Origin of the sequence: Methylorubrum suomiense (assembly GCF_022179765.1) — a bacterium.
Taxonomy (GTDB): Bacteria; Pseudomonadota; Alphaproteobacteria; order Rhizobiales; family Beijerinckiaceae; genus Methylobacterium; species Methylobacterium suomiense.
On record NZ_BPRE01000020.1, the window covers coordinates 1 to 24,161 of the forward strand.

At 65.7% G+C, this 24,161-nt stretch carries 33 protein-coding genes; 10 read left to right on the forward strand and 23 right to left on the reverse strand.

Annotated features, from left to right (window positions below; all coding sequences use genetic code 11):
* Window positions 1-112: 112 nt before the first annotated feature.
* Window positions 113-292 (reverse strand): hypothetical protein, encoded by a 180-nt coding sequence (locus tag MFF26_RS23210; protein ID WP_238308631.1) that lies wholly within the window; start codon window positions 290-292, stop codon window positions 113-115.
* Window positions 293-681: 389 nt separating this feature from the next.
* Between MFF26_RS23210 and MFF26_RS23215 the strand changes: the two genes are divergently transcribed.
* On the forward strand, window positions 682-1,449 hold the full coding sequence (locus MFF26_RS23215; protein WP_238308632.1) for a helix-turn-helix domain-containing protein: 768 nt from the start codon (window positions 682-684) through the stop codon (window positions 1,447-1,449).
* Window positions 1,450-1,474: 25 nt separating this feature from the next.
* Here MFF26_RS23215 and MFF26_RS23220 read toward each other — a convergent pair whose 3' ends face one another.
* From MFF26_RS23220 to MFF26_RS23260, 9 genes are all read right to left on the reverse strand, one after another.
* Entirely contained in the window at window positions 1,475-1,738 is a 264-nt protein-coding gene (locus tag MFF26_RS23220) for a hypothetical protein (RefSeq protein ID WP_238308633.1), read from the reverse strand.
* Between the two features lie 17 nt (window positions 1,739-1,755).
* Window positions 1,756-1,935 carry a hypothetical protein gene (locus MFF26_RS23225; RefSeq protein WP_238308634.1) on the reverse strand — a complete coding sequence of 60 codons (180 nt, stop codon included), beginning with the start codon at window positions 1,933-1,935 and terminating at the stop codon, window positions 1,756-1,758.
* On the reverse strand, window positions 1,935-2,426 hold the full coding sequence (locus tag MFF26_RS23230) for a hypothetical protein (RefSeq protein ID WP_238308635.1): 492 nt from the start codon (window positions 2,424-2,426) through the stop codon (window positions 1,935-1,937). Before MFF26_RS23230 ends, MFF26_RS23225 begins: the two co-directional genes overlap by 1 nt.
* Before the next feature lie 50 nt (window positions 2,427-2,476).
* Window positions 2,477-2,644 carry a hypothetical protein gene (locus MFF26_RS23235; protein WP_238308636.1) on the reverse strand — a complete coding sequence of 56 codons (168 nt, stop codon included), beginning with the start codon at window positions 2,642-2,644 and terminating at the stop codon, window positions 2,477-2,479.
* Window positions 2,645-2,851: 207 nt separating this feature from the next.
* Window positions 2,852-3,304: a hypothetical protein gene (locus MFF26_RS23240; RefSeq protein WP_238308637.1), complete on the reverse strand. Its 453-nt coding sequence runs from the start codon at window positions 3,302-3,304 to the stop codon at window positions 2,852-2,854.
* A gap of 4 nt (window positions 3,305-3,308) precedes the next feature.
* Window positions 3,309-3,566: a hypothetical protein gene (locus MFF26_RS23245; RefSeq protein WP_238308639.1), complete on the reverse strand. Its 258-nt coding sequence runs from the start codon at window positions 3,564-3,566 to the stop codon at window positions 3,309-3,311.
* A complete protein-coding gene (locus tag MFF26_RS23250; protein ID WP_238308640.1) occupies window positions 3,563-3,757 on the reverse strand; it encodes a hypothetical protein in 195 nt (64 codons plus the stop codon). The genes MFF26_RS23245 and MFF26_RS23250 overlap by 4 nt, the downstream gene beginning before the upstream one ends.
* Window positions 3,754-4,272, reverse strand: a complete 519-nt coding sequence (locus MFF26_RS23255; protein ID WP_238308641.1) for a hypothetical protein — start codon at window positions 4,270-4,272, stop codon at window positions 3,754-3,756. Before MFF26_RS23255 ends, MFF26_RS23250 begins: the two co-directional genes overlap by 4 nt.
* Before the next feature lie 76 nt (window positions 4,273-4,348).
* The gene (locus MFF26_RS23260) at window positions 4,349-4,912 is read right to left on the reverse strand and encodes a hypothetical protein (protein WP_238308642.1); all 564 of its coding nucleotides are present in this window, start codon (window positions 4,910-4,912) and stop codon (window positions 4,349-4,351) included.
* Between the two features lie 815 nt (window positions 4,913-5,727).
* Here MFF26_RS23260 and MFF26_RS23265 point away from each other — a divergent pair.
* A complete protein-coding gene (locus tag MFF26_RS23265; RefSeq protein WP_238308742.1) occupies window positions 5,728-6,330 on the forward strand; it encodes a Crp/Fnr family transcriptional regulator in 603 nt (200 codons plus the stop codon).
* Here MFF26_RS23265 and MFF26_RS23270 read toward each other — a convergent pair.
* The 6 genes from MFF26_RS23270 to MFF26_RS23295 all read right to left on the reverse strand — a co-directional run bounded on the left by MFF26_RS23270 (window position 6,327) and on the right by MFF26_RS23295 (window position 10,022).
* Window positions 6,327-6,689 carry a DUF6197 family protein gene (locus MFF26_RS23270; protein WP_238308643.1) on the reverse strand — a complete coding sequence of 121 codons (363 nt, stop codon included), beginning with the start codon at window positions 6,687-6,689 and terminating at the stop codon, window positions 6,327-6,329. The genes MFF26_RS23265 and MFF26_RS23270 overlap by 4 nt on opposite strands.
* A 128-nt stretch (window positions 6,690-6,817) precedes the next feature.
* Window positions 6,818-7,246 carry a MarR family winged helix-turn-helix transcriptional regulator gene (locus MFF26_RS23275; protein WP_238308644.1) on the reverse strand — a complete coding sequence of 143 codons (429 nt, stop codon included), beginning with the start codon at window positions 7,244-7,246 and terminating at the stop codon, window positions 6,818-6,820.
* A gap of 123 nt (window positions 7,247-7,369) precedes the next feature.
* Window positions 7,370-8,017: a hypothetical protein gene (locus MFF26_RS23280; RefSeq protein ID WP_238308645.1), complete on the reverse strand. Its 648-nt coding sequence runs from the start codon at window positions 8,015-8,017 to the stop codon at window positions 7,370-7,372.
* A 544-nt stretch (window positions 8,018-8,561) separates the two neighbouring features.
* A complete protein-coding gene (locus MFF26_RS23285; protein WP_238308646.1) occupies window positions 8,562-8,903 on the reverse strand; it encodes a hypothetical protein in 342 nt (113 codons plus the stop codon).
* Between the two features lie 132 nt (window positions 8,904-9,035).
* Window positions 9,036-9,221 carry a hypothetical protein gene (locus MFF26_RS23290; protein WP_238308647.1) on the reverse strand — a complete coding sequence of 62 codons (186 nt, stop codon included), beginning with the start codon at window positions 9,219-9,221 and terminating at the stop codon, window positions 9,036-9,038.
* A gap of 66 nt (window positions 9,222-9,287) precedes the next feature.
* Window positions 9,288-10,022 (reverse strand): hypothetical protein, encoded by a 735-nt coding sequence (locus MFF26_RS23295; RefSeq protein WP_238308648.1) that lies wholly within the window; start codon window positions 10,020-10,022, stop codon window positions 9,288-9,290.
* A 450-nt stretch (window positions 10,023-10,472) separates the two neighbouring features.
* Between MFF26_RS23295 and MFF26_RS23300 the strand changes: the two genes are divergently transcribed.
* Window positions 10,473-10,826, forward strand: a complete 354-nt coding sequence (locus tag MFF26_RS23300) for a hypothetical protein (protein WP_238308649.1) — start codon at window positions 10,473-10,475, stop codon at window positions 10,824-10,826.
* 4 nt (window positions 10,827-10,830) lie between these two features.
* On the opposite strand, the gene MFF26_RS23305 is transcribed toward MFF26_RS23300, so the two are convergent.
* The 7 genes from MFF26_RS23305 to MFF26_RS23335 form a co-directional block, all read right to left on the reverse strand.
* The gene (locus MFF26_RS23305; RefSeq protein WP_238308650.1) at window positions 10,831-11,172 is read right to left on the reverse strand and encodes a hypothetical protein; all 342 of its coding nucleotides are present in this window, start codon (window positions 11,170-11,172) and stop codon (window positions 10,831-10,833) included.
* Window positions 11,173-11,176: 4 nt separating this feature from the next.
* A complete protein-coding gene (locus MFF26_RS23310; RefSeq protein WP_238308652.1) occupies window positions 11,177-11,836 on the reverse strand; it encodes an AAA family ATPase in 660 nt (219 codons plus the stop codon).
* 327 nt (window positions 11,837-12,163) lie between these two features.
* A complete protein-coding gene (locus tag MFF26_RS23315) occupies window positions 12,164-12,463 on the reverse strand; it encodes a hypothetical protein (RefSeq protein ID WP_238308653.1) in 300 nt (99 codons plus the stop codon).
* 25 nt (window positions 12,464-12,488) lie between these two features.
* Entirely contained in the window at window positions 12,489-12,881 is a 393-nt protein-coding gene (locus tag MFF26_RS23320) for a hypothetical protein (RefSeq protein ID WP_238308654.1), read from the reverse strand.
* Window positions 12,881-13,153 carry a hypothetical protein gene (locus tag MFF26_RS23325; protein WP_238308655.1) on the reverse strand — a complete coding sequence of 91 codons (273 nt, stop codon included), beginning with the start codon at window positions 13,151-13,153 and terminating at the stop codon, window positions 12,881-12,883. The genes MFF26_RS23320 and MFF26_RS23325 overlap by 1 nt, the downstream gene beginning before the upstream one ends.
* Before the next feature lie 40 nt (window positions 13,154-13,193).
* Entirely contained in the window at window positions 13,194-15,752 is a 2,559-nt protein-coding gene (locus tag MFF26_RS23330; protein ID WP_238308656.1) for a phage/plasmid primase, P4 family, read from the reverse strand.
* 148 nt (window positions 15,753-15,900) lie between these two features.
* The gene (locus tag MFF26_RS23335; RefSeq protein ID WP_238308657.1) at window positions 15,901-16,407 is read right to left on the reverse strand and encodes a hypothetical protein; all 507 of its coding nucleotides are present in this window, start codon (window positions 16,405-16,407) and stop codon (window positions 15,901-15,903) included.
* A 214-nt stretch (window positions 16,408-16,621) separates the two neighbouring features.
* On the opposite strand from MFF26_RS23335, the gene MFF26_RS23340 reads away from it, so the two are divergent.
* The 7 genes from MFF26_RS23340 (at window position 16,622) to MFF26_RS23370 (ending at window position 24,159) form a co-directional block, all read left to right on the forward strand.
* A complete protein-coding gene (locus tag MFF26_RS23340; protein WP_238308658.1) occupies window positions 16,622-18,334 on the forward strand; it encodes a phage terminase large subunit family protein in 1,713 nt (570 codons plus the stop codon).
* Entirely contained in the window at window positions 18,334-19,914 is a 1,581-nt protein-coding gene (locus MFF26_RS23345) for a hypothetical protein (RefSeq protein WP_238308659.1), read from the forward strand. The genes MFF26_RS23340 and MFF26_RS23345 overlap by 1 nt, the downstream gene beginning before the upstream one ends.
* An 87-nt stretch (window positions 19,915-20,001) precedes the next feature.
* On the forward strand, window positions 20,002-21,165 hold the full coding sequence (locus MFF26_RS23350; protein ID WP_238308660.1) for a hypothetical protein: 1,164 nt from the start codon (window positions 20,002-20,004) through the stop codon (window positions 21,163-21,165).
* Window positions 21,166-21,209: 44 nt separating this feature from the next.
* Entirely contained in the window at window positions 21,210-21,638 is a 429-nt protein-coding gene (locus MFF26_RS23355) for a hypothetical protein (protein ID WP_238308661.1), read from the forward strand.
* 98 nt (window positions 21,639-21,736) lie between these two features.
* Window positions 21,737-22,960, forward strand: a complete 1,224-nt coding sequence (locus MFF26_RS23360; RefSeq protein ID WP_238308662.1) for a hypothetical protein — start codon at window positions 21,737-21,739, stop codon at window positions 22,958-22,960.
* 65 nt (window positions 22,961-23,025) lie between these two features.
* Window positions 23,026-23,391: a hypothetical protein gene (locus MFF26_RS23365; protein ID WP_238308663.1), complete on the forward strand. Its 366-nt coding sequence runs from the start codon at window positions 23,026-23,028 to the stop codon at window positions 23,389-23,391.
* Window positions 23,392-23,403: 12 nt separating this feature from the next.
* Window positions 23,404-24,159 carry a hypothetical protein gene (locus MFF26_RS23370; RefSeq protein WP_238308665.1) on the forward strand — a complete coding sequence of 252 codons (756 nt, stop codon included), beginning with the start codon at window positions 23,404-23,406 and terminating at the stop codon, window positions 24,157-24,159.
* Window positions 24,160-24,161: the final 2 nt, after the last annotated feature.

Sequence of the window (24,161 nt, forward strand, 5' to 3'; positions counted from 1 at the left end):
GGCGCTTCGGGCCACAGCTCGGCGGCGGCATCCGCCAGCATCTCGACCAGGCCCTGGTTCAGCTCGGGCGGCAGGGCCTGAAATTGACGGAGCCGGAGCAGGGCTGAGCGCATCAGAGACGGCGCGTCAGACGGCGGTAGCCCTCGGAAGCGCGCTCGACAGGGTCGGCGTTCGGGTCGTGATCGCGCGGGTCGGAGCCGGCGCGGCAGACGCCGGCCGGGCGGCTCACACCGTTCTGGATGACGGTGCCGTCGGGGGTGATGACCCGTTTTCTGGGCAAAGCAGCCTGCATGGCTTCCTCCTGTTCGGTACGTTTCGTACCTTGTGGGCTTAATGCATGTTCCGCGGCAGGACCGTCCTTGCCACGGATCGCGACGGTACGCAACGTACCGAAACGAACTTCTTAACGGATTTGACGGGGTGATGGTTCGTCGGCCAAGGTACAAGTTCGCGCCCGTGACTCGGGCGAAAGGAGATCTGCCGACGAAGTAGCTAGGAAAAACAAAGGCCTCCGACGCGCCAACGTCGAAGGCCTTGGGACCGACAAGCGGTCTAGTGGGCAAGAGCCCGGTTTCAGCTCCCACTAGATCATGAAGACCCAGACGGGTCAAGACGAAGCGCCAACTTCGTCAACGGTCCCCGTTTGCCTGTTGCTCGCCGGCCCTGAAGAGGGCCTGGGACATGACACGGGATGACGCCCTGCGGGCGCTCGCGGCGGATTTCGCCGCCGGGCACCTGTCGGAAGCTGACTACGTCGCACGCGATGCCGCGCTGCGAGCCGGACCCGCGCGCCAGCGGTTCTGGCCGCCGAGACGACGGCGCCTGGCCAAGCGGGATCGAGAGCATGTGCGGCGACTGGCCTACTCGGGCGTGATGCCGCCGGCACTCGCCGCGCGGTTCACGCCGTGTCAGCTCGCGGTGCTGCGGATCGTGGGGGACGCGGGCGTCTGCACGGCGTCGGTCGCCGAGATCGCCGGGCGCGCGGGCGTGTCGCCGCGGACGGTGCAGACGACGATCCGGCTGGCGCAGGGCGACGGCCTGGTGAGCGTGCGTGCTCGGCCGGTGTCGGCCGGGCGGCATGACACGAACGTGGTGACGGTCGTGTCGCCGGAGTGGCGTCAGTGGTTACGACGGGCGAGACCGACGCGGCGCCCGCTTCTCCCAGTCCCGGACGCGCGGCTTGCGGGCGAGACGGAGTACAGCCGGGCCGAGAGGCATCCGGTCGTTCATGACCGTCAGCCCGCCGGCCGAGTGGCGAACGCCAGCGACCCCGTTGCGGGCCCACTGATCCTCGATGTGCTCGCGGGCAACCGCGGGGTCGACGCCGGCATAGTCCCAGGCCTCGATCCCGGTCTCTTCGTAGGAGGAAATCTGACGCGGCTGCGCGGACATGGTGCGGCTCCGGGGGTGGGTGCAAACGGCGCCGCCCCTTCGGATACAAGATCTTAACAAGGGGCGGCTGTGAAGTGCGGGGTCAGGTGTGAGCCCAGGCGTCGTAGACGCCGAAGCTGTCGGTGAACTCGAACTCCTTGATCTGATCGGCAGCCGGGGGCTCGCCTTCGTCTTGGACGTAGCGGGTGATCGCTTCCTCGCGAGGCACGTTGAGGTAGGCGCGCATCACACCGGCCCAGCCGATGACGACGAGCCGGTTCATAGGCTTCCCGGCCTGCCGGCGGCGCTCGGCCGTCGCGGCCTCCTCGGGCTCGATGGAGCTGTCGTAGTGAGCTGGGTCGATCATATCGGATATGCTCCTGATCAGGCGGTGAACCCGAACTCGGCCCGCAGCTCGGCGGCGAGTTCGGGAGGAAGGTGCGGGAGGTAGCCGGCGGCGACCTCAGTCGCGCGGTCGAGGCCAGGGCGCTTCCCGGCCTTCAGGATCTGCCAGTAGGTGAGGTAGCGACGGGCCTGCGCCTCGTTCGGGTAGAGCGGGGGCATCAGGCGTGCGGCGCCTCCACCCCATCGACGTGCCCCAGCAGGAAGCTGCGCGTGTCGACGCTGCGGATGCCGGCCGGGGTGATGATGTGAGCGAAGCCGCCGAACTCGCCGGGGCGAGAGCGGTCGCTATCGAAGCAGCCCTCGACTTCAAGACGCGGCAGCTGGTCGGGGTGCGCCTTCACGAGCGCAGCCAGCACGTCCACGAAGTCGATGTCCGCATCTTCGAAATCGAACTCGTCGTCCTCTCTGAGATTGAGCGCCGCGATCTTCTGCGCGAGCGGGTTGTCGGGCTCAGCCTCGATCAGGGCGATCAGGTCGTCGTCGTGGAACTGGCTCGTGTCGATGTTCTCGTCGCAATAGAAGTACATCGTCTTCTCGGCCACGTTCTGACTGTGGTCGAGCATTGACATCAGGATCGTGCCGTTGAGCCCGCAAAGTAGATCGCACGGGATCGCGGGGGAGACGGTGAGCTTGGTGTAGTTGTTAGCCATATCTAATATGGTCCTCTTGGTACGAAACGGACTATTGGCTTCAGGCACGACTAGAGATCGGCGAGGTCGATCACCCACTCGTTGCCGCAGCACTCTGCTTGCGCGTCCTCGCGCGTGGCGAAGCGACGGGCGTTAAGGACGTTGCTGGTGTAGCTCGATGCTCTACCGGGATAGGCGACGTATCGCCCGTTGCTGTTCTTGATGATAAAACCACACACAGCTGAAGATCCTTCTCGCATTGCTCGACAAGCTTCCGCTGCGCGGGCGTCAGCTCCGTGAGGCGGTCGAATTGGACCAGACGCGCGGCCTCGTCGGCGGCGCGGCCGGTCTCGGTGAGGATGGCGGCGATACGGGCACTGGGTGCCTGCTCGACCGCCTCCTGGTTCGCGTGGGCGAGGCGGGTCAGGGCGGCCACAAGCCGCCAGTCATGCATCGGGGTCCACGCCGAGGGCGCGCAGCTCGCGCTCCAGCACCTCGACCCGATCCTTGACGTGCTTCGACACGACCTCGAACACATCGACGGTCTCGACCGCCGTGTTGCGCGTGTCCTGGCTGTCGAACTGGAAGATCCGGCCCAAGGGGCTTTTGGCCTCGCGACGGGCGTAGAAGATGACCTCGACGCTGGGGCCAGAGGCGTCGAGCCCATTGAAACGCTCGACGTCGGCGCGGGCGGCGCGCAGCTCGCGAGCGAGCTTGGCGGCCTGCTCCAGGTCCGCGACCCGAAGCGGGCCCGGCAGCGGGTCGCCGCCGTCGAGCACGAGGGCGTCCGTGTCATTCATGAGAGCTTCGAGCGCGCTCGCGCCAACTTCGTCTCCGTCCTTGCGGAGCGTACTGACGGCGCGGTTGAGTGCGCCGAAGCTGATGGTAGCTATCCTCATGATTTCACGCTCCAGACTGGGGGATGCTGCGCAGGCCCCGGAACGACGGACGCCCTTTTCCACCGACCGAGCGCCACGCGGCGCGGAAGGCCGGGCCGTCGAGATTGATCTCGTTCCGGTCGGTCTGAGCGGTCTGGCGGGTGAGGTTGATCCAGACGTCGAGCTTGCGTTCGTTGGTGCGCGCCCACTCGTGGTGGGCGAGCAGCTCGCGCCGAAGCGCGGTCAGGAAGTCGGCAAGGGTGCCGGTGAAGGTCTGGGTCACAGTGCGAACTCCCTCACGAGGGCCTGGTGCCGGTGGTGCGCGGCGAGAGCGTCGCGCAGGACGGTGTGGCGGGTGTCCCGGTACTCCCGGCGGCGAGCGCCGGGAGCGAGCTTGGTCAGGACATGGCGGACGCACTCGCGGTCGGTGGCGGCGACGTGCAGGTCGCGGACGGCGTAGGCGCCCATGCTCACGACAGGGCCTCGCGCATCACGCGCTGCCGGATCACCTCCTCCCACTCGGGCCGGCCGGTGGTGAGGAAGTTGCGGATCGCGTGGACCGCGTCGCCGGGCCGGGCCGCGTCCATGACGGACATCGAGCAGCAGCCGTTGTTGTTGTGACCGGGGTAGTAGAGGGGCGAGAGCGGCCCGTAGCCGTGGAGCGACGGATCGCTCTGGTTCACGTAGGCCTGCGCCTCGTCGCGCTCGTCGGCCGTGATGCAGATGTGCTCGGCCGAGAGATCGACGCCCTGCATGTGAAGCGAGACGTGACCGCCGATGCAGCAGGAGGTGCCGCAGTCGTAAGCTTTCGCCTGCCAGCCCATGTTGAAGCTGAGCCCGGTGGTGGCCTCGGCCTCGTTGACGTCGGGGCTTATCAGCTCGTCGTCCGGGGCGTAGGCGCTGGCGCCGATGATCTCGGCGACGCGGACGAGCGCCCGGTGCTCGGCGGGCTTGATGCCGAGCCGGCGGGCGGACAGGAACTTGGGCATGTGGTCCTCGCGGGTTGGTGATAGATCGCGGATAGCTATCTCGTAGCTATCCGGCATATCGGATATGGCTGGGGGATCAGTCGTCGTAGTTGGCGGCGAGATGCTCCTGGTCCCCGCGCTCTAGCGCGTTCGCCCAGGCGGGCTCACCCGTGGTCAGGAAGTTCTCGATGGCGTAGGAGGCGGTCAGCGGCGTGATCCGCGACCAGGTGCCCGAGCGGACATCCTCCTCGGGCGGATAGAACAGCTGCTCCTTGGGCGAGCCGTCGGGGGGCGCGGTCACGTACTCGCCAGCCCGCGTCATCATCTCCGGGGTCATGAGGACGGTCGCGACTTCGGTCACATCGACGCCCTCAAGCATGAGGCTCATGTGACCGCCGATGCAGAGGACCGCTCCACAGTTGTAGCCCGGCAATTCGAGAGCCTGGGCGACCGCGGCCATGTTGAAGCCAAGCCGGATCTCGGCGGTCGGGTTCACCATGTCGGGGGACCGGATGAAGTCCAGGTAGCTCAGCGCCCTCTCCGGCGGGACGGTGGGCGGCGCGGCCGGCGTGCGGAAGTGCTCCATCAAGCGAATGAAGGCGGCGCGCTCCTCGTTGGTGATGTTCAGCTCGGCGGCGGGCTTGAAGCGGGTCTGGGTCACGGTTGATCCTCGCGGGTTGGGATAGGTGGCGGATAGCTATTCTGTAGCTATCCGCGACATATCGGATATGGGTCGTGGTGGTGGAACGGTACGGATCGTACCGTCACGCAGCGACACGCAAACATGGAAGGCGGTTCCGCTCCGCGGCAGCCTGCGCTTGCCGGCGGGCCTCGCGCTCGGCCTGGTGCAGGGCCAGGAGCCGGTCTGCTTGTTGCTGGCTGGTCATGTTGTTCTCCTTGGTGCTGGCTACAGTACGTTTCGTACTGTTGCAAGAGGCAAAGTGCAGCCCGTGTTGAGGCCATGAACTTATTCGTGCGTGGTGAGATGCAGGAATGTCATCTGCCACAACGAGTTGCGTAGAAGATGTTGTTGACAGGGTTCGCATTCGCGGAGATGAGTCGCGATGACGTTTGCAGCCCTGCAAACGCTTCGCCGTATTAGTACGCAACGGTACGAAGCGGACAGGCACAACCGGCAACGGGAGGGGTCCAAGATGTTGTGCGCTGCACGGCAGGTATCGGGGGAGTACCCGCGTTCGCCACGTCGCTCCGTCGAGGCACGAATAGAGGTGATATATTTGCTGCAAGTATGTGGATAGGGGAAATATGATGAAGACGCCGTCAGGTCCGGCTAAGGCTAGCGCGGATATACTTAAAAAAGATTTATCGTCAAATTTGATATTGTCTGCTCTTACACACCTAGACCCGGAGTGGTCTGATATTACCGAGCGCGTAAAGCTCCCGATTGGGGAGACGGTCGTATTCAGAGGTAGCAGGCCTCGGAACATATACTTCCCGCTCGATGCGTGCGTGTCGATGCTGGTCGAGGCGCCGGGCGACAAGGTGAAGGTCGGCATGGACGCGCCCGCGGCCGAGGCCAAGACCGTCGAGATGCAGGTGGCGATGCTGGGATCCGACGATTGCGTCGGCGTGCAGGCCCTGCTTGGTCTCGGGATGGCGAACTACCGCTCGCACGTCGAGGTCGGAGGCTGGGCGTTCTCGTGCGCCGCGCAGGCCGCGCGCCGGCTTCTGGGCGAGAACGAGAAGGCGCGCGAAGTCATGCTGCGCTACGTCGACCTGCAACTGGCCGAGACCTGGCAGCTGACAGCGAGCGCCATGGGGAACTCGAACGACGCGCGGATCGCGATCTGGCTGCTCCAGGTGGCTAGCGTCATCGGCGACACGGCCATTCCCGTCACGCACCAGGGCATCTCGAACCGCATGAACATCCGCCGGCCGTCGGTGACGGAGGGGCTGCAGCGGATGGTGGATCAGGGCTGGATCCGGCAGGCGGGTCGCGGTCGTCTCGACATCATCAACGTCGAGGCGCTCATGCAGATGGCCTACCACCACGCTCCCGGCCAATTCGATCATCGGAAGGCGTTCCGCTCGTACCTGGAAGAGCTGCGGCAGAGTTAGGCCGCGTCCAGGGTGAGGGTCAGTGGCCTGGTGCGGGCGAACGCCGCGATCCGGGCCTGGCGCAACCGGGCCAGAACGGTCTCGTGCTCGGTCGTCATGTCGTCGTTGAGCGACGAGGGCGCCAGATCCCACACGCTGTGCAGGAAATCGTCCACAGCGTCCCTGGTGGCCTCGTCGGGGGTGGCGTGCTCCAGCGCCCCGTAGAGGCACCGGGACACGGCGTCGGGACTGCATGGGTCACAGGGTCGGCCGCTCGCGTCCCGTGCCGTGGCGCCTTGCGTCCACGAGCCCGGCAGCGAGAGGATAGCCTCCATGGTGACGAGCACGGTGTGGACGGCGTCGAGCATTGCGATCCCCATATCCGATATGGCCCGGTGACCAACGGTCAGACCACGGGCTCGTGTTCCCAGTTTGTTCTACGGTAGGCCGAGGATCGCCGGAGCGCGAGCCTGAGCAGGAGAAATCTCTCCTGCCTGTGGATAAAATCCTATCCGGTGCGTTCGCAGCGGAAGGTCGTGGTGTCGGCGCAGGCGTCGTAGCCCGGCGGATCGTCCGGGAACGGGTCGTGCCACAGGCCCTGGTCGGCAACCGTCAGGGTCAGCACGGTGAGAATGACGGCAAGGCGCGCGATCAGCTCGCGGCCCTTGGGCGAGAGCGTCAGGCGTGCGCGCCTGCGGCTGTCGGGATCGGCAACGTGATCGATGAGGCCGGCACCCGTCCCGTTGAGGCGGGCAACCGTCCGGCTCGCGGTCGATTGCGGAACCGCGAGATGCTCCTGCACCTGCTGAAGGCTCGCGGGCTCGTTGCGGGCGACGAACACGAACGCGCGGCAGTCGCGCAGCGTCAGGTTCGGGGCGATCCGCTCGAAAGCGTCGCCGAGTTCAATCAGCGTATCCGTTGGATTGGGTTGAGTCATGGCGCCCCCTAACACCGCGCGGACTCATCCGCAAACGGATTATTCACGAATTTATGCACGGTTCGTACACCCGGTGTTCAGGCAGGCGAAGGGCTTGCGGCGTATAAGGTACGAAACGTACCGTCAATCCTCCGCCTCGGCATAGTAGATGCTCCAGACGTGCGGCGTCACGTCGTCGGGGTGGATACCGGCCTCGCGAGCGGCGTCGGCGGGCGTCTGGTAGGGGCTCACGTCCGCCGCCCGCAGCCGTTGCAGCGCGGCCGACGGGGCGAGCCGTTCGGGGCCGGGCTCCACAGCTGGTGCGGGACGTACCGACCCGGATGCCTCTACGATCCCCAAATTCGGCCGCTGGTGGGCTTTCCGGGGTTTGCCGACACCCACGCACCGGAAACGCGGTTGGCGGCCCTCCTGGGGCAGGCTGTGGTGCGGGCTCACGCACAGGTCGTTGGCGCACCGCTTCAGAAAGGGCACGGACTTCACCGGCTGCCGGTTCGCGCTCGCGTAGACCACGCGGTTGGCGGGCACGGCATAGCCATACTCGGGAGACCGGACCATCGGCGTGTCGCGGTCGTTTCGGTAGGCGCCGGGCGACAGGCGGGCGCCGTCGTAGTCCGGGCCCGGCACGAAGTGACGGAAGCGGCTGCGGGCGCGCTTGACGGTCCCGGTCCACAGCCAGCAGGCGGCCGTTTCGTCGCCCTCGGGTCCGGTTTCGAGGAGAATTTTATTCTGAAGCCTGGGTGGGAGGCTGGTGAGGGGCAGGGGCTCGGGCATGGGTACGATCCGTACTGTGGTGCGGGCTCGCGGGCGGTCGAAAAATGTAGGTGGACACCAAGGGGTAATTGACCCCTATAGGCACTAAGACATTGCGCAATTTTTTGCACTTTTTGCGCTATGTCTTTGCCGTCGGGGAAGTCGTTTTCTCTTGGAGTCCACCTACTTTTTTACTCCCACCACTCTAGGGAGAAAAATAGAATAAAAACAATATCTTAAAGGTGGGTCCAATTTTGACCTCCTACATCCGCCACCCACACCACGGTCTGGCCCGCGAGCGAGCCGAAATCGTGTCGGATCGGTAACACTGGTGCATGCGCGTAACGCTGGTGCCTATCGGCAACACGCGCGTTTTGCGCTGACCACCTACGGTACGAAGCGTACTGTAGGTGGTCAAAATTGGCCAGCGATACCGGGCGCGAGCCACTCGGCGAAGGCGAGCCAGGCGAGGAGCCAAACCGTGGTGATGGGGAAGATTATTCTACACATGGCCATATCCGATATGGTTCGAGGGTTGGTGGTCCTGTGGCGTAGAACCAGGCGGCTATCGCGGTAATGTGCCCCTCCTCGGCTTCTCGCGCCCGGCCTGCACGTCGGCCGGGTAGCGGCGCTTGGGTTCGGTGAAGCGTTCGCCACCCTTGGCGCCCGCATGCATGCCGCCCACCGGCTCCGCGAGCGCGTCGCGGATCTGGCGCTCACGGGCGAACTGGTGGCGTTGCTGGCGCACGGTGCGCTCGTAGAGCGCGCGGCGCGGATCGTCGGCCGGGAGTTCGGCCATGCGCAGCCGTAGCGTCGCGAGCGAAGCCGGCGGCGGCAGCTGGTGAGACACCGGGCCGGGCTCGTGACGCATGAGGCCGAGGGCGAACTCAGGATTGGCGTGGGCCATGGGGAACGCTCCATATTCGATATGGCTGGGCGGACGTGCGCAGGTACGCGCGCACGGGTGCGCGCTCCGGGAGTGACCCAGAGCGCGCACCGATGCGCGAGGTGGTGCGGGCGCCCCCGTAGGGGCGCGGGGCTAGCAGAACTCGGCGTAGGCGAAGAGGACGCGCTGGCCGCGCCACCGGGCGCAGAAGCCGACACCGAACTCATGGCCGAGCCGGACCGCCTCGGGCCAGGCATAGCGATGGGTGCAGCGCGGGGCGCGGCGCAGGGCGCGCTCCAGGATCCGGCCGAGCCGGGGCGAAAGCTCAATGGCAGTCATATCGGATATGGCTCCGCGAGGGGTGGCCGCACCAGGCACGGGGCCCGGTGCGGGAGGGGTTGAGGCTTAGGCCGCCTTCCGGTTGAAATGGGCCGCGAGGGCCGACTTGGCATCGACCGTGGCGTTGTCCGCCACAACCGGAGCCACCTTGTCGGCAGGGCGCGCCTTGGCCGCTTCCAGCTCACCGAGCCGGGTGTTGGTGGCCTTCACCACGTCCAGGAGCTGGCCATCGGTGAGGGTGCCGAGCATCGCCAGGATGGCCGCCACCGGGTCCGCCGGGCCCGCGGTGCCCATATCGGATATGGTGGAACTGTCCGCCGCGTTGCCAGCGAAGAAGGCCGCCGCCGCCCCGGCCCCCTTGGCCAGCGCCTTAGCCTTGGCCTCGGCCGCCTTGGCCGCCTTGGCCGCCGCCTTGTCCAGCGGCTCGAATACGCCAGCCGTCGACCATGCCCGGATGTCCGAGCCCGAGGTGATGTTCAGTCCCTCGTACAGGGTCCGCACCCCGTCGACCGCAGCTTCCGCATCCATATCGAATATGGCCGCGACCTCATCGGGGGCGTGCTGGCGGAACATGCCCGCCGCCGCCTCTACGCCCTTGACGTAGCTTTCCCAGGTGTTCTTGGCGATCACGCCGGTATCGGCCGCGCGGCCCGACAGGTGACGGCGAATTTCCTTCGGATCGCGACCCGAGTTCATCATGAACAGAAGGGTGAAGGCCGAGTAAGCGTGCATGCGCAGGCTTTCGGAGCCGACCAGGGATGCGAAGCCGATGTCCGCAACGGTGCCGTTGTTGAGCGCCATGGTAATCACCAAGTGTTAGCCCGCCGGGGCGGGGAGGGGACCATATTCGATATGGTCAGAAGCGGCAGAGACAAGACGCACCTCGGGCATAGTCCCCCCGTGGGGGCCGTCCCTCAGTCCCTAGTCCTTATCTCCTCTCTACCTGTACTGACTATAGGGGCTGGCGCAGCACAACGCAACACAAATATTCTTGAGGAATACAGTCTCTTATCAAGAAAACATAATAGTCACTGTCAAGCATAATCAGCAATGGGTGGGTGCTTTTTTGTGGATTTGTGGGCCCGGTGTTAAACACTATGTGACTTTTATTCTCCGGGAAATTTTCAATATTTGGGTACTAGCAGATCTATACTTGCGGGGCAAGAGGCCGCCACACCACCCGCAGACCCTGCACCGGGATCGGGAGTGGAGGTTGCACCGGGTCTAGGCGCGCGGCTACGGTGCAGCCCCATGAGAGCGATCCTGATCCTGCTGGCGAGCACTGTCGTGGCCGGGGCCGAGCCGGCCTCGCGCGCTGACCGGGCCTTGGTGGTGGCGTGGGCCAAGGGCTTCTTCGCCGACCCCTACTCCCTGCGCTCCACCGAGATCAGCGACCGGACTGTGGTGAACGGGGTGTCTGTGCTCTGCGTCGCGTTCAACGCCCGCAACCTCGCCGGGGGCTATGCCGGGATCTACCGCAAGCCGTTCGAGATCACCCCGGCCGGGCTCGTGCCGGGTGAGCGTAGCTACCGCGTGAACACGGAAACCTGCTACGCCCCCCAGATCACGATGCGACCGTTCCCCGAGCTGTCTGCGATCAAGTAGATAGCTATTTGCGACGTTTCCCAAAGGTCGGGTCGTCGCTGTCGAGGAGCCGCTGCGCCGCCGCGACGAAGAACGCCGCCCGCTGCTGGTGCGCTCGCTGGCACACCTCGTTGATGTCGCCGAGCATCTCGGTCGGCAGAGTGATCGTCAGCTGCCGCCGGTTGGCGCCGGCCGCCAGGCCCATGCCGTAGGCCGCGCCCGCCTTCGGGCCGGGCTTCGACTTCGCTGCCGGAGCCGCCTTCGCCTGCTGATCCGGGGCTCGGCTGATCGCCCGCTCGAACGCGGCCTCTTCCTCCTGCTCGCTGCGCTCCACGCGCGCCTTCGGGGGACGGGTGTTGAGGGCCATCGTTCTAATTCCCTTCCGATTGATCGAAGATAGCTTTCACCAACCGATCCAGCTCGCCGACCGCCTTCGCGTCCGGCGAGGGCTGCTCGGCCACGCCCCTCCCCTCGCTGCTCGATGAGGAGAAGGCCTTGCGCTTGACGAGCTGCGCGTCGAGGAGGCGGAACGCCTCGATCTGGCGCACCGCCTCCTGGGCCTCGTGGTTGTCGGCCGACCGCTCGCGAGGCTCGGCCTGGTTCATGACGGCGAGCGCCAGGAGGCCGTCGCGCTCGGCCGAGATGTCCGTGATGACCTGGGCCATGTCGTGCATCGCCCACAGATCGAACGACATGGGCGCGAACGGGACCACGACCTTGTCGGCGAGCATGAGAGCGGCCCGGAGAGCGCCCGTGTCGCGCCCGCCGACGTCGATGATGATCTCGTCGTAGTTCTCACGCTGCTGCTTGACCTGGCTGCGCAGCTGGCGCGGGTCCGAGAACGAGGAGCAGGCGAGCGCCGGCTCCAGCTCGGCGTCGGCGCGGAACTGGATGGCCGAGGAGGCCGTCCCCTGGATGTCAGCGTCCACGATCCAGACCCGCTGCCCTGCCCTCGCACGCGCGATGGCGATCTGAACCGCCAGCGTGGTCTTGCCGACCCCGCCTTTGGTGTTGCCGACGACCACAATCATCTCGAACCTCGCAGAAACCTAGCCCAGACCCATCAGATAGCTTACTCCGAGCACTGCTAGCAAATCAAAAATCGGTACGATGCGTACCAATGTTCAATTGCGTCCAGGAGGTGTCAGAACTATCTACGAGGTGCTGCAACACCCTCGCAGTCAGGCCCGGACATCGGCCCCCGGCAGGCTTAGACCCCCTGCCGGGGGTCTTTTCGCGTTTTGGGGCCAGAAATCGCGCAAAAACCGCTGATTTTGCTCTGAAATACGTCGAAAATATCTATTTCACGCATGAAAAAGCCCGCTGAAGCGGGCTTTCCCGGACCCCATCGAGGCCGTTTAGGCGACCTTCTTCTCCGGTGCCGGCTTCGCCGGGGCCGACTTGAGCGGGCTCTGCTTCTCCAGCACCGCCAGGAACTCCTCGTGGCCGGGCGCGCCGACCGCCAGGAAGCGCAGACCGTTCTCGCCGGGGAGCGAGAAGCGCACGCCGTCGCCCTCCGTGGTGTAGGCGGTGGCCTGGAACTCTTCGCCCGAGGCCTCGTCGGTCACCATGAGGAGACCGTCCTTCATCCGGGCCGACCACCGGGGTTCGCCGGCCGCCTCCAGCTCGTGCGCGTGCCGTACCTTACGCTCTGCCATGTCTGTACCTTTCGTACCGTCCGCGTCAGCCGCGGAGCGCCGCCTCTAATATGGCGCGGACGTCCGCGCCCGTAAGGTCGAAGTCCCTCGCGACCGTCCAGGCCCGCTCGAACATCTCGTCCGACACCCGCATCGGCCCCGAAGGCAGAATGCCAGCCTGGCGCGGAGCCACCTCCCCCACCGATGCCCCGACCAGGGCGCAGCCGACGGCGCGGGTCGCCTCCTCCCGCTGCATCGCCTCGGCGAGCGCCGGCTCGTCCGGGCCCCGCAGCTGCGGCCCCTCGGCGGTCTGGATCTTGTTCGTCATCTGCCTCGTCTCCTCGTAGTGATCGTGCCAGTCCTGGCACCGCTCTCGGGCCTCCTCCCAGCGCAGCCGCGCGGGCGGGTGCTTGACCGGGTCGAAGAGGTAGACCTCCATCACGGCTCGGGCTCGTACCGGGCCAGCTCGCGCCCGTTGGCCGTGATGACCACGGTCTCACCACGCCCGAGCGCCTCCCGGATCGGGCCGGCGGCGCGGGCGAGGTGGGTCAGCAGCACCGGGTGCGAGGCCACGGCCCGCATCCCGGTCGCGTAGGCCTGAGCCTCGTCGAAGCGCGGCACGCGCGGCTCGGTCGGGAACAGGGCGCCGCCCGGCGTGGCCTGGCGCATCCGGTCCAGCATCGCGTCGCGCGCAAGGGTCTGATCGCTCACGAAAACCTCTCTGTAACGTCTGAGATACCTATCGGATAGATCAGGCCGCTTTCCGGTTCGGCGCGAGCGCGAGAAAGCGGTAGACGAGGATCGCGCCGCCGTGGGCGCCGATGATCTTGTCCGGGCGGAAGCCGAACTGGCCCTGGAGGTGGCCCATCCGCTTCGACATCGCCTTGGTGCTGATAGGCACGAGGCTCTGGCTGATGCAGTAGGAGCGGTACTCGTTCCAGAGGTTGGTCTGGGTCACGAAGTTGGCGTCGTCCTTGAGGTGCCGGCAGGCCTCCTCGCCGATCCAGGCCATGCCGGTGTCCCGGTAGGTCGAGATGAAGTCGCGAACGGAGTTCAGCTCGTTCTCCAGGGTCTCGCGCAGCTCGACCGACGAGGCCGGCTCCGTGACCTGGAAGTTCTCCGTGCGCAGCCGGACCATGTGCTGCACCGCCCAGGCCGCGATAGCCTCGCGCTCTTCGGAGATGACGAGCTGGTCGTACTTGTTGACCTTGCGCTCGTCCTTCGGGAAGGGCCGGGTGAAGTGCAGGAACAGCCAGCGGCGGGTGAACCCGTCCGAGCTGTCGCGCGAGCGGGGGAGGTGGTTCGAGGCGAACCAGTGCGCGGCCCGCGGGCGGAACGTGAAGAGCGGCTTGTTCTTGTCCTGGGCGTCGATGACCTCACCCGAGACGATCTGCTTGAACTTGGCGCTGTCGATCTGCTGATGCTCGGACAGCTCGCCCGCGAAGTTCAGGAGCTTGGCGACCAGCTGCGCCGGCCCGAATTTGTCGCCCCACATCGTCGGGGGGAGGGAGGTCTGAGCCTCGGCCGGCATCAGGGCCTGCATGATCTCCATGATGCGGCTCTTGCCCGAGTGGGCGACGCCGTAGAGGCATACCGCGAGCTGCACGTCGGTCATCTTGCCGAACATCGTCAGGGCCATGACCTCGCCCAGCGCCGTGACCTTCTCGGCGAAGTCGGGATCGTCACCCCAGTAGTCGACGAGCATCCGCTGCCAGCGCGCCGCCTTGCCGGCAGCCTCCGGCAGGTAGGGGTAGGGGAGGGTGTAGGTCATCCCGTAGTCGGGATTGGGCTCGACCAGCTCCAGATCCTCGGTCAGGAAGCCGTTCACGAAGTTGATCCCGGCGATGGGGTTCTTCGTCAGCGGATCCTGGGTGGCGCCACGGATCGTGCGCAGGATGCCGGCGTGATCGGAGGCGCGCGTCGCCGCCTTGTAGGCCCCGTATTCCTTGATGATGTGTTTGATGACCAAGCCTTCGTCCATCACGGCCCAGTGCGAGCCGTTCCACTGCCACAGCTTCTCGGCGTGGCAGCGGATCTCGCCGCTCAGCTCGGACAGGTCACGCACCACTGCCTCGGCGATCTCCGCGTGGTTGGCCCCGGCAATCGGCCCCTGGCGCAGCTGCGCGAGCTGGCGGCGGATCGCGGCGATAGTCAGCCGGTGCGAGGACACCGAGTGCGAGGCCATGGCCGCGATGAGCTGATCCTCTTCGATGGGATCGAGGTTCTCGTTCGCCGCCATCTTCGCGAGCGTCTGCTTGACCACCCCCATATACAGCTCGGGGTTGTCCTTCACGCCCGTCTTCTCCAGGTGCGAGGAGAAGAAGGTGTTGATCTGGCCGGCGTCCCAGCTCTCGTTGTCGGAGGAGAAGGCGTCGAGGCCCCAATTCTCGCGCTGCTCCTTGGTCAGGCCCTCGTCCCAGCCCTTCGGCAGCGCCTTGGCCTTCGGCCCCGTCACGTCGCGGACCAGGAACTCGATGAGCTTCTGCGGACCCTTGGCCGGATCGATGTTGTCGCCGTAGGTCCGCTGCATGAAGGTGCCGACGGCGACCTCGATCTCGCGGGTGGCCTCCAGCAGGGTCTTCTCGCCGCGCAGGACGTTGCGGGCGAACAGGCCGGCCATGGCGACGAGGTGGTTGTCGCGGTTGCCGGTCGAGACGTAGTCGGTCACCGAGCCGAAGGCGCGGGAGCCGACCTTGAGCCCGGCCTTCTCCAGCACGTCGCGCAGACGCTGCTCGATGTTGGCCGGCAGGCTCTGCACCCGGTCGAGCACGTCGACGAGGTCAGCGTTGGCGCGGTAGGGCAGGACGGTCTTGGGGTGGATCGAGGGCGGCAGCACGATCTGCGAGCCGGCGCCGAGCATCTCGACCAGCGACTGGAGCTTGCCCTCGTCGTCGCGGTACTTGATGCGGATGATCGGCTGCCCGTCGTACTTGTAGACGAGCACCATGCCCTTCTGGCCGATGCGCTTCCAGGGGGAGGGCGGGAGCACCGAGAGGATCTTGTCGATCAGATCCTGGTCGTCGGTATCGATGTCGATAGCCACGAGGCCCGACTGCGGCCCGAGCGGCAGGCCGACGTTGCCGTTGCGATGAAACACCTTCCAGGACGTCCGCTCGACCTCGGTCGGCATGCGGGACTGGAGGGACTGCCAGTTCAGGACGACAGGCTCTTTGCCTGATGGCTTTCCGTCGCGCCCACCGTTGGGGCTGTACTGCTTGAGCGGCATCACCGGCAGCCCGGCAGCCCAGTAGCGGTCGCAGTTGTCGGCGAAGATGTTGTCCATCTTCACAGTCTTGACGTCGTTAGACACTATATCACCCTCGAATTAGCGGAAGACGATCTGGGTCAGATCCCAGATCAAGGACGCGCACGTCAGTGCCATGAGGAGCCAGATGAACTGGCAGACCCAAATCCTCACTGTACGAAACGTACCGTCGTTGTGCGGCACACGAACATCGTTATTCGGACGCTAGTCCGGCCTCCTTCAGTTTCTGTTTGAACTCGTACCTCTGATCCTTGTCCATGATCTGCTCCAGGATCGTGATGACGATCCGCTGGAACTCGTACATGGACTTCGAACCCTGAGCTTTTTCCTTCAGGCTCAAGAAGCGGTCCATCAGCGAACCGTAGTTCTTGAGGAAGTTCAACTTGTCCTGGACTTCGATGTTGGGCCCCTCCATGTCGGACTGGAGCCGCCGCATCGAATTGATCGCAGATTGGATTTCCGCGATCAAGCTGTCCGCCTCCTCCTCGTCGGTCTGCCCGTCCTTGAAGACGGTGCCGACGCTGTCCTCGCGACCCGCCTGGGCGGGGGCGACGAGTCGGCGCAGATAGGACTTAACCTCCTCGGGATACGGACAATTCGGGTCGCTCAGGTAGCCCGGATCGAACTCGATCAGGCGCTCGATGGCCTTGAGATTGAGCCCGAGCCCTTGCGGCAGCGTGGGGTAAGTCCGAACTTCCATTCCAGCCGCCTCGGCCTCCGGGCCTCCAAACGTAGGTGGCTCCTACGACCATCTCAAGGTCATGTGAAGACAGACATTCCCGCAATGTACTGAACTTTTTTCGACGGACGAAGTACCCATATAGTCGAGACGAGCAGCGTCGAAGCTCTTCAAGCTACTGATCCAGCAAGCGATTTTCGACGGATCGCGGTACGCATCGTACCGAGGAGCCCCCTTGAACCCGCATCTCCAGGCCTTCCTCGCGGGTCTCGACGAGCGTTTTCCCGACGACAGTACGTCGATGTCGATGTCGGATTACATCGTCGCGAACACGCGACTGCGGCAGCGGCAGTTCAGCTTCAAGGGCTTCGAGTTCCAGCGCCAGATCGTGGACGACATGCATCGGGATCTGAGCTGCATCAAGCTCTCCCAGATCGGTCTGACCGAAGTCCAGATGCGGAAGTTCTTCGGCTTCCTCAAGCGCAACGTGGGCACCTCGGGGATCTTCTCGCTGCCGACGCAGCCGATGCGCGACAAGCTCTCCCAGACCCGCATCAAGACGCTCATCGAGAACGAGCCGATCTTCAACGGACCCATGGTCGCCAAGCCCGTCCGGCAGAAGGCGCTCTACCAGGTCGACGAGAGCTTCGGTTACATCACCGGCACCACCGAGGGCGAGGCGACCTCGATCTCGGCCGACATCCTCATGGAGGACGAGGTCGATCTCGCCGACCAGCAGATGCGCTCGCTCTTCCAGTCGCGCCTTCAGGGCTCGCAGTGGAAGATCACCCAGCGGTTCTCGACCCCGACCTACCTCGGCTACGGCATCGACGCCGCCTATCAGGCCTCGGACAAGCACGAGTGGCAGATCCGCTGCCCCTGCGGTCACTGGCAGGTGCCGATTTTCCACGCCCGCTTCATGTGCCTGCCGGGGCTGAAGGGCGATCACGAGGATCTGTCGAAGCTCGGGCAGGACGAGATCGACGCGATCAACCTCGACGACGCCTACGTCCGCTGCGAAAAGTGCTCCCGGCCGCTCGATCTGGAGAACGGCCAGCGCCAGTGGGTGGCCGAGTTCCCGTCCCGGCGCGCCCGTGGCTACCGGGTCCGGCCGTTCTCGATCTCCACGATCACCATCCCCTACATCTTCGAGCAGCTGCTCCAGTACCAGCGCAAGGACAACGTCCGGCGCTGGTTCAACACCGTGATCGGGGAGGCCTTCAACGACAGCAACGCCCGCATCAGCGAGGAAGACCTCACGGCGATCATGACGCCGCGTCAGGTCGAGCCCGGCGAGATGCAGCAGGGCGACCTGTTCCTCGGCTGCGACGTCGGTCAGACCTGCCACGTCATCATCGGCCGGCCGAACGCGCTCCTGGAGTTTCACCAGGTGCCGCAGCAGGAGATCGTCGAGTTCGTGCGCGGCCGGGTCGAGAGCCTCGGCATCGTCAAGGGCGGGATCGACTACTACCCCTACACTCCGACCGCGGAGGCGATCCGCGACGCCACGAACGGCGTCATCATGCCGATGGCCTACTCCACCTCGAAGACGGCGCCGCCGATCAAGGAGACCACCGACGAGTTCGAGACCGTCACCCACTACACCATCAACCGGACCCAGGCACTCGACCTCGTCGCGAAGCAATGCCGGAACCGCAGCTGGCAAGTCGCTGGTTATGGGCCGTTCGGATCACTCGTGAAGACCCACTTTCGCGACATGATCCGTATCGAGGCGCCCGACGAGCCCCCGGTCTGGAACAAGATCAACGGCGATGACCACTTCCTGCACGCCGCGGCGCTCCATCAAACCGCAGTACGTCTTCAGGCAGGACTGGACTTCAATACAGACGTTCGCCAGTCCGTTGTTCTGCTTCCTGGATCGAGGTTGTTCCAGCCGCAGGGCAAACCTATATTTCGCGGTGCTGACCAAGCCGGAGTTCTACGCTAGTGGCCGACAGTCTCACCTCGAAGCTACTGGCAATCGTCCCCTTCAAGAAGAAGGCGCGGGCCGGGGGCACGGCGATCACGCCGACCTACAACCCCCAGAACTCCGACCAGATCCTGACGGTCCCGCAGTACCGCGAGCACCAGGACGACATCTTCTCCGACCGCCTGGCCGACAACAGCCAGACGCTCATCCGCAAGATGTTCCAGCACGATCCCGATGTGTCCGGGACCGTGAACGGTTACCTGACGCTCGCCGACACCCAGATGATCGTCTACGCCGAGACCATCGATGGCGAGGTCGACGAGGAGAAGAGCCGCGAGCTGCAGCAGCTCGTGACCAAGCTCTCGTTCCAGACCGACTACACCCTCGGCTTCCAGCTCCGGCAGGGCATGTACCGCCAGTGCGAGGAGTTCCGCTACATGCTGCTGATGCGGGGTGTCATCGGCGGCGAGCTGGTCTTCGACAAGGCTGGCGCACCCGACTACATCCGCAACCCGGACATGGCCTCGATCCGGTGGACCGAGAAGCAGCCGGGCCAGTACAAGCCGGGTCAGATCGTGCCGGGCGTTTCCGACCCCGTGCCCATCGACACCCCGGCCTTCTTCGTCGCGTTCTACCGGCGTGATCCGACCTCGATCTACGCCAACTCCCCCTTCGTCTCCGTCATCAACACCGTCGCCGCCCGGCAGCAGGTCATCAACGACCTCTACCGGATCATGCGCGTGAACGGCTATCCGCGCATCGAGATCAAGGTGCTGGAGGAGATCCTCCTCAAGGCCTTGCCGAAGGAGTTTTCCCAGCCGGGCAAGGAGGGGCAGAGGGCCGAGTGGCTCGCCGCCCGCTACGCTGAGATCCAGGGCGCGTTCGACAACATCGCGGTGGATCAGTCGCTCGTTCACTCGGACGCGATTGAGATCAAGATCATCAACGAGAAGTCGCCGGGGATGGCGCTCAACGTCGAGCCCATCATCAACGTGCTGAACGCCCAGAACCAAGCGGCGCTGAAGACGATGTCGACCCTGCTCGGGCGCGGCTCGTCGGGGGTCAACACGGGGTCCGTCGAGGCGCGGCTTGCCGCCCTCTACGCCGATCAGCTCAACGAGCCTCTGGCCGATCTGCTCTCTCGCATGTTCTCTTTCGTGCTGCACCAGTCGGGCTACGCCGGCTTCGCCCGTGTCGAGTTCGAGGCCGCCGAGTTGCGCCCGTGGACCGAGCTGGAGCCGCAGCTGACGCTCCGCGCGCAGCGGCTGCGCCAGGATCTCTCCGACGGCCTGATCTCGGACGTCGAGTACCACCTCTGGGTCTACAAGCGCCTGCCCCCGCCCGGTGCGCCGAAGCTCTCGGGCACCGGCTTCCTGTCGGCGGTCGAGGGCGGGGCCGAGGACGGCGCTGACACCTCGGGCACGACCAAGGCGAAGGCCGAGGACGTCAGTCCGAAGACCGATAGCGTCGGCCGCGCCGCGAGCCCGGCCCGCACCCGCGCGACCGCGACCAACCGGCGCCAGACCCGGCGGCTCGCCGCTGCTAACCTGACCGGGCAGGCCCTGCGGCTGATGGAAGAGCACAGGCGGTATTCCTAAAAGTTAGGAACTCCATCCCTGATTTTTGTTGAAGCAATTATCAGGGCCTCCTATCTGCGATGAAGCACAGATCGGACTTCAGGGCAGATGAAGCAGGTCGAACTTGATGATGCGCTCCGGGAGACGCTGAATAAGCGCGCTCCCGACGTCGATCCGACGAAGATCTCGGTCTTCCGGGCGGCTGCGCTCTCGACTGCGCCGATCCGCAAGAAGCATCCGGTCTACCTCGGGGCCGTTCACACGGCGAACTTCCTCTCGCAGATGCTTGAGGAGGTCGTCAAAGAGAGCCGGCCTCTTCAGATCATGCACGGCTCGTCCGACGGGGATCAACTTCCCATCGGGCGTGTCTTCGACGGTGAGATCTCGGCCGGCACTGGCATCGACGGCGCCGACGAGCTGTTGACCCTGTTCTGGATCGACAACACCCACCCGGACCTGATCGCCAAGGTCAACTCCGGCACCATCGACCAGGTGAGCGTCGCGATCCTGGGCAAGTCGGCCAAGTCCAACAAGACCGGCTTCGACTTCATGGGGCCGGATGCCGAGTTCGAGAACGTCTACGGCGGGGTCGACGACAAGGGCAACAAGATGGGCTCCGACGGGGCCCACGTCATCGTCGATGAACTCGACAAGTGGTTCGAGATGAGCCTCGTCGGCCAGGGCGGCGCGCAGGGCGCGAAGATCCTGGGTTCCGGCCAGCTGCGCCTCTCGGCCTCGAAGCAGGACGTGCCCCCGCTCGTCCTCCAGCTTTCCACCGGGCCCGCGCCCGCACCCACGCCGCCCGCGCCGGCACCGAAGAAGGACACGTTCGACATGGACGCCAAGGAGTTCGCCGCCCTCATCGCCGACAACGCCGGCAAGTTGGCGCTGGCCGAGAGCGCGAAGACCGCCGCCGAGACGGCCCGCGACGCCGAGAAGGCCCGCGCCGACGCGCTCCAGGTCGAGCTGGACAACCTCAAGGGCAGCGACCAGGCCAAGAAGCTCACCGACGCCGAGGCGAAGGTCACCGACCTGACGACCAAGCTCGAAGCCGCGACCGCCCTGCCGGGCAAGCTGCTCGCGCCGCTCTTCGCCATGGTCGGCAATGCCACCGCCCAGGTCGAGACCGACGAGGCCAAGGCCCTCACGCAGGTCCAGACCCTCGGCGAGAACCTGAAGGCGCTGGGCTCCCGGCTTGCCGGTGGCCTCAGCCTCGGTAGCGGCGCCCCGCGCCCGACCGCCGGCAACGGTGCCTTCAAGCGCCGCGCGTAAGCGCCGGCCTCCACCCGTAACGAAGCCTTCCAGGAGACCCGGCGATGAGCACGCCCTTCCACAACACCGTCCACCTCTACCCGATCAAGAACGAGGACAGCAATCGCACGGTCGTGTTCCTCAACCAGACGGGCCTGACCAAGGCCGATCTGGAGAACCGCCTGATCGAGCCGGACCCGGCGGTGCCGAACGGCATGCGGCTGCTCAGCGACGGCGCCAAGATCACCCGCCGCGTCGCGCGCCTGGAGATCTTCGAGCGTCGTGGCCCCGGCAATGCCGGCCTCGCCACCGCCCAGTTCCAGTTCACCGACCTCGTGCCGATCCTCGCGGGCGACCCCCTCGCCGTCGGCGATACCCCGGTCGGCGGCGGCAACGGCTTCGTGAAGAAGGGCGTGGCCGATGAGACCGCCCCGTGGGTGGCCGAGATCGTGACCCTGAAGGGCAAGAAGTACGCCGCCATCGTGAAGCTCTAAGCTTCACGACGACTGCACAGATCCATCCCGCGCCAGTAGTGCGCTCGTAATCAACGGTACGTTCCGTACCAACAACTGACCCCGAGGAGTACGGGACTATGGACCTCCTGCCGCTGAACCAGCTCACCGCCAACCGTCAGTCGCCCGACGCGCTGCTGGCGAAGCTCTGCCTCCGCAACGACCGTGACGCTTCGGCTTCCGCCGGCCGCCAGCTGGTGCAGACCGCGCGTCAGTACGGCCTGGAGATGCGCGACTACCTGCGCCTCGCCATCGACCCGCTGAAGGCCGAGCGCCCCGAGGAGTTCGACGGCCTCAACGGCTACGAGGCCGCGCTGAAGTACATGAACCTGCCCGTCGGCAACGACTACGACAGCGGCGTCGTGCTCGACCTCGCCTCCGACACCTTCGAGTACAGCCCCGGCACCCGTGCGTTGTTCCCCGAGGTGGTCGACGATGTCGTTCGCTCGGCCTCCCGCCAGGTCGACTACGAGAACCTGGAGAGCCTGGTCGCGTCCTCGCGCACGATCAACGGCGTCGTCATGATCTCGACGGTCATCAACGACGAGGATCCGAACGACGCCAAGGTGTTCGCGCCGGTCTCCGAGTTCGGCCGGTTCCGCATCGGCACGATCAAGACGTCCGAGACCAGTGTTCGGATGTGGAAGATCGGCGGCGGCTACCGTACCTCCTACGAGTTCAACCGCCGCTCCCGCCTCGACCTGCTCACCCCCTACGCTGCGCGCATGCAGCGTGAGCTGGGCCTGTCGAAGGTCGGTCTCGTGACCGACCTGCTCATCAACGGCGACACGATCAACCAGCCGGCCGCGATCAAGTACCAGTACAGCTTCGACGACGCGAAGCGCACGGGCGTCGCCGAGGCGGGCCGCATCTCCTACAAGCATCTGCTCGCCTGGTTCGTGCAGCGTGCTCGGGCCGGCGTGCCCATCGACACCGTGGTCGGCAACTGGGACGCCTATCTCGACTGGCTGTTCCTCTTCGCCACGCCCATCGCCGGCACCGGCACCAACGACCGCACCGCGGCCGAGAACCTCGCGGCCACCGGCTTCCGTATCGGCGGCGTGCCGATCCTGAACGGCCAGGTCAACTTCGTGCTCTCGACCACGATGCCGGCCGGCCAGCTCCTCGGCTTCCGCAAGGCCGAGACCGTCGAGCAGCTGACCGAGGCGGGCTCGCTCATCAACGAGAGCGAGCGCGCGATCACCACGCAGTCGATCACCTACGTGAAGTCGGAGGTCTCCGGCTACCGCCTGGTCTTCGGCGACACCCGCGAGATCTACGATTACGGCGCCGCGAAGCCGTAAGCCGAAGATGAGCCGCCAGCCCCCGGAGTAATCCGGGGGCCCTTGTCGCAGGAGACCCAGTTGTTATGAAGGTGCTCGTCGAAACGACGGGGGAGTTTCAGCTGGTCCACAGCGAGCTGCACGAACTCGTGCGTGCCCGCGGGCTGACCCTGATCGAGAAGTCGCAGTGGGCGCATGGCCGGATTAGCATCGGCCAGATCCTGACCAAGGGCGAGGTCAACGACGAGGCGACCGATGCGGAGTGGCTGGAGACGCTTGATGCTGTGGATGGCGACGAGGCTCTGGCGCTGGCCAGCTTCCTCGACCGCTTCCCGCTCGATGCCGAGAGCGCCCGCAAGCCGGAGCCTCCCGCCAAGCCTCCTCAGTCCGCGCAGGTTCAGCACAACGCCTCTGCCAAGAAGGGCCGTCAGGCCAGCCCCGCAACGTCGTAATAGGATTGATCGGTGGACGTCCTTTCTTCAGCCCCCGTGACGCTGTGGGTCGACTTCCAGGCGCCGCAGGGGCTGGTGATCCCGGATGTCGGCTCGGTCTCTTACGCCTTGTACGACGGCGGGGGTGTCCCGCTGATCGTTCACGAGGCCCTGACCCCGGAGGCGGAAGCCACCGGGGTCTCCATCCCGGTCCAGCCCATTCACAACGTGCTGGCACCCGACCGCTCCTTCGAGCGCCGGATCGCGGTCGTGAACTGGACCGCCGAGGGTCGCACCTTCTCGGCGCGCACCGGCTACCGCGTCACCGAGCTGCCCCTCCACTCCGTCACCCCGGAGCATGTCCGCAATTACCTCGGCATCAACGAGGACGAGCTGCGCGACAGTGAGGTCGACCTCTTCAGCGCCTACCTGAACCTGGAGGCCGCGCTCGGGCGCGAGCTGTTCGAGGCGGCGCTCACAGCTGGCACTCTGCTGGAGCTGCGCGCCGAGCGCGCCATCGTCCTGACCGCGGCGACCCAGCTGTTCCCCTCGCTGCGCTTCCGTATCGCCCAGGCGAAGACGGACGGCACCCTGAAATTCGAGCGCCTGAAGGACGCCTCGGCCTTCGCCGAACTCGTGCAGGCGACCCAGGATGAGCTGCTCGGCATCGTTCAGCAGATGACCGGCGACCGCACGGCGGCCGAGGTCGTGCCGATCCTTCTGCAGGTCACGACGATCACCGTCGACCCGATCACCGGAAGCGCGCCGGCCACCCGCGTCGGAGGGTAGCC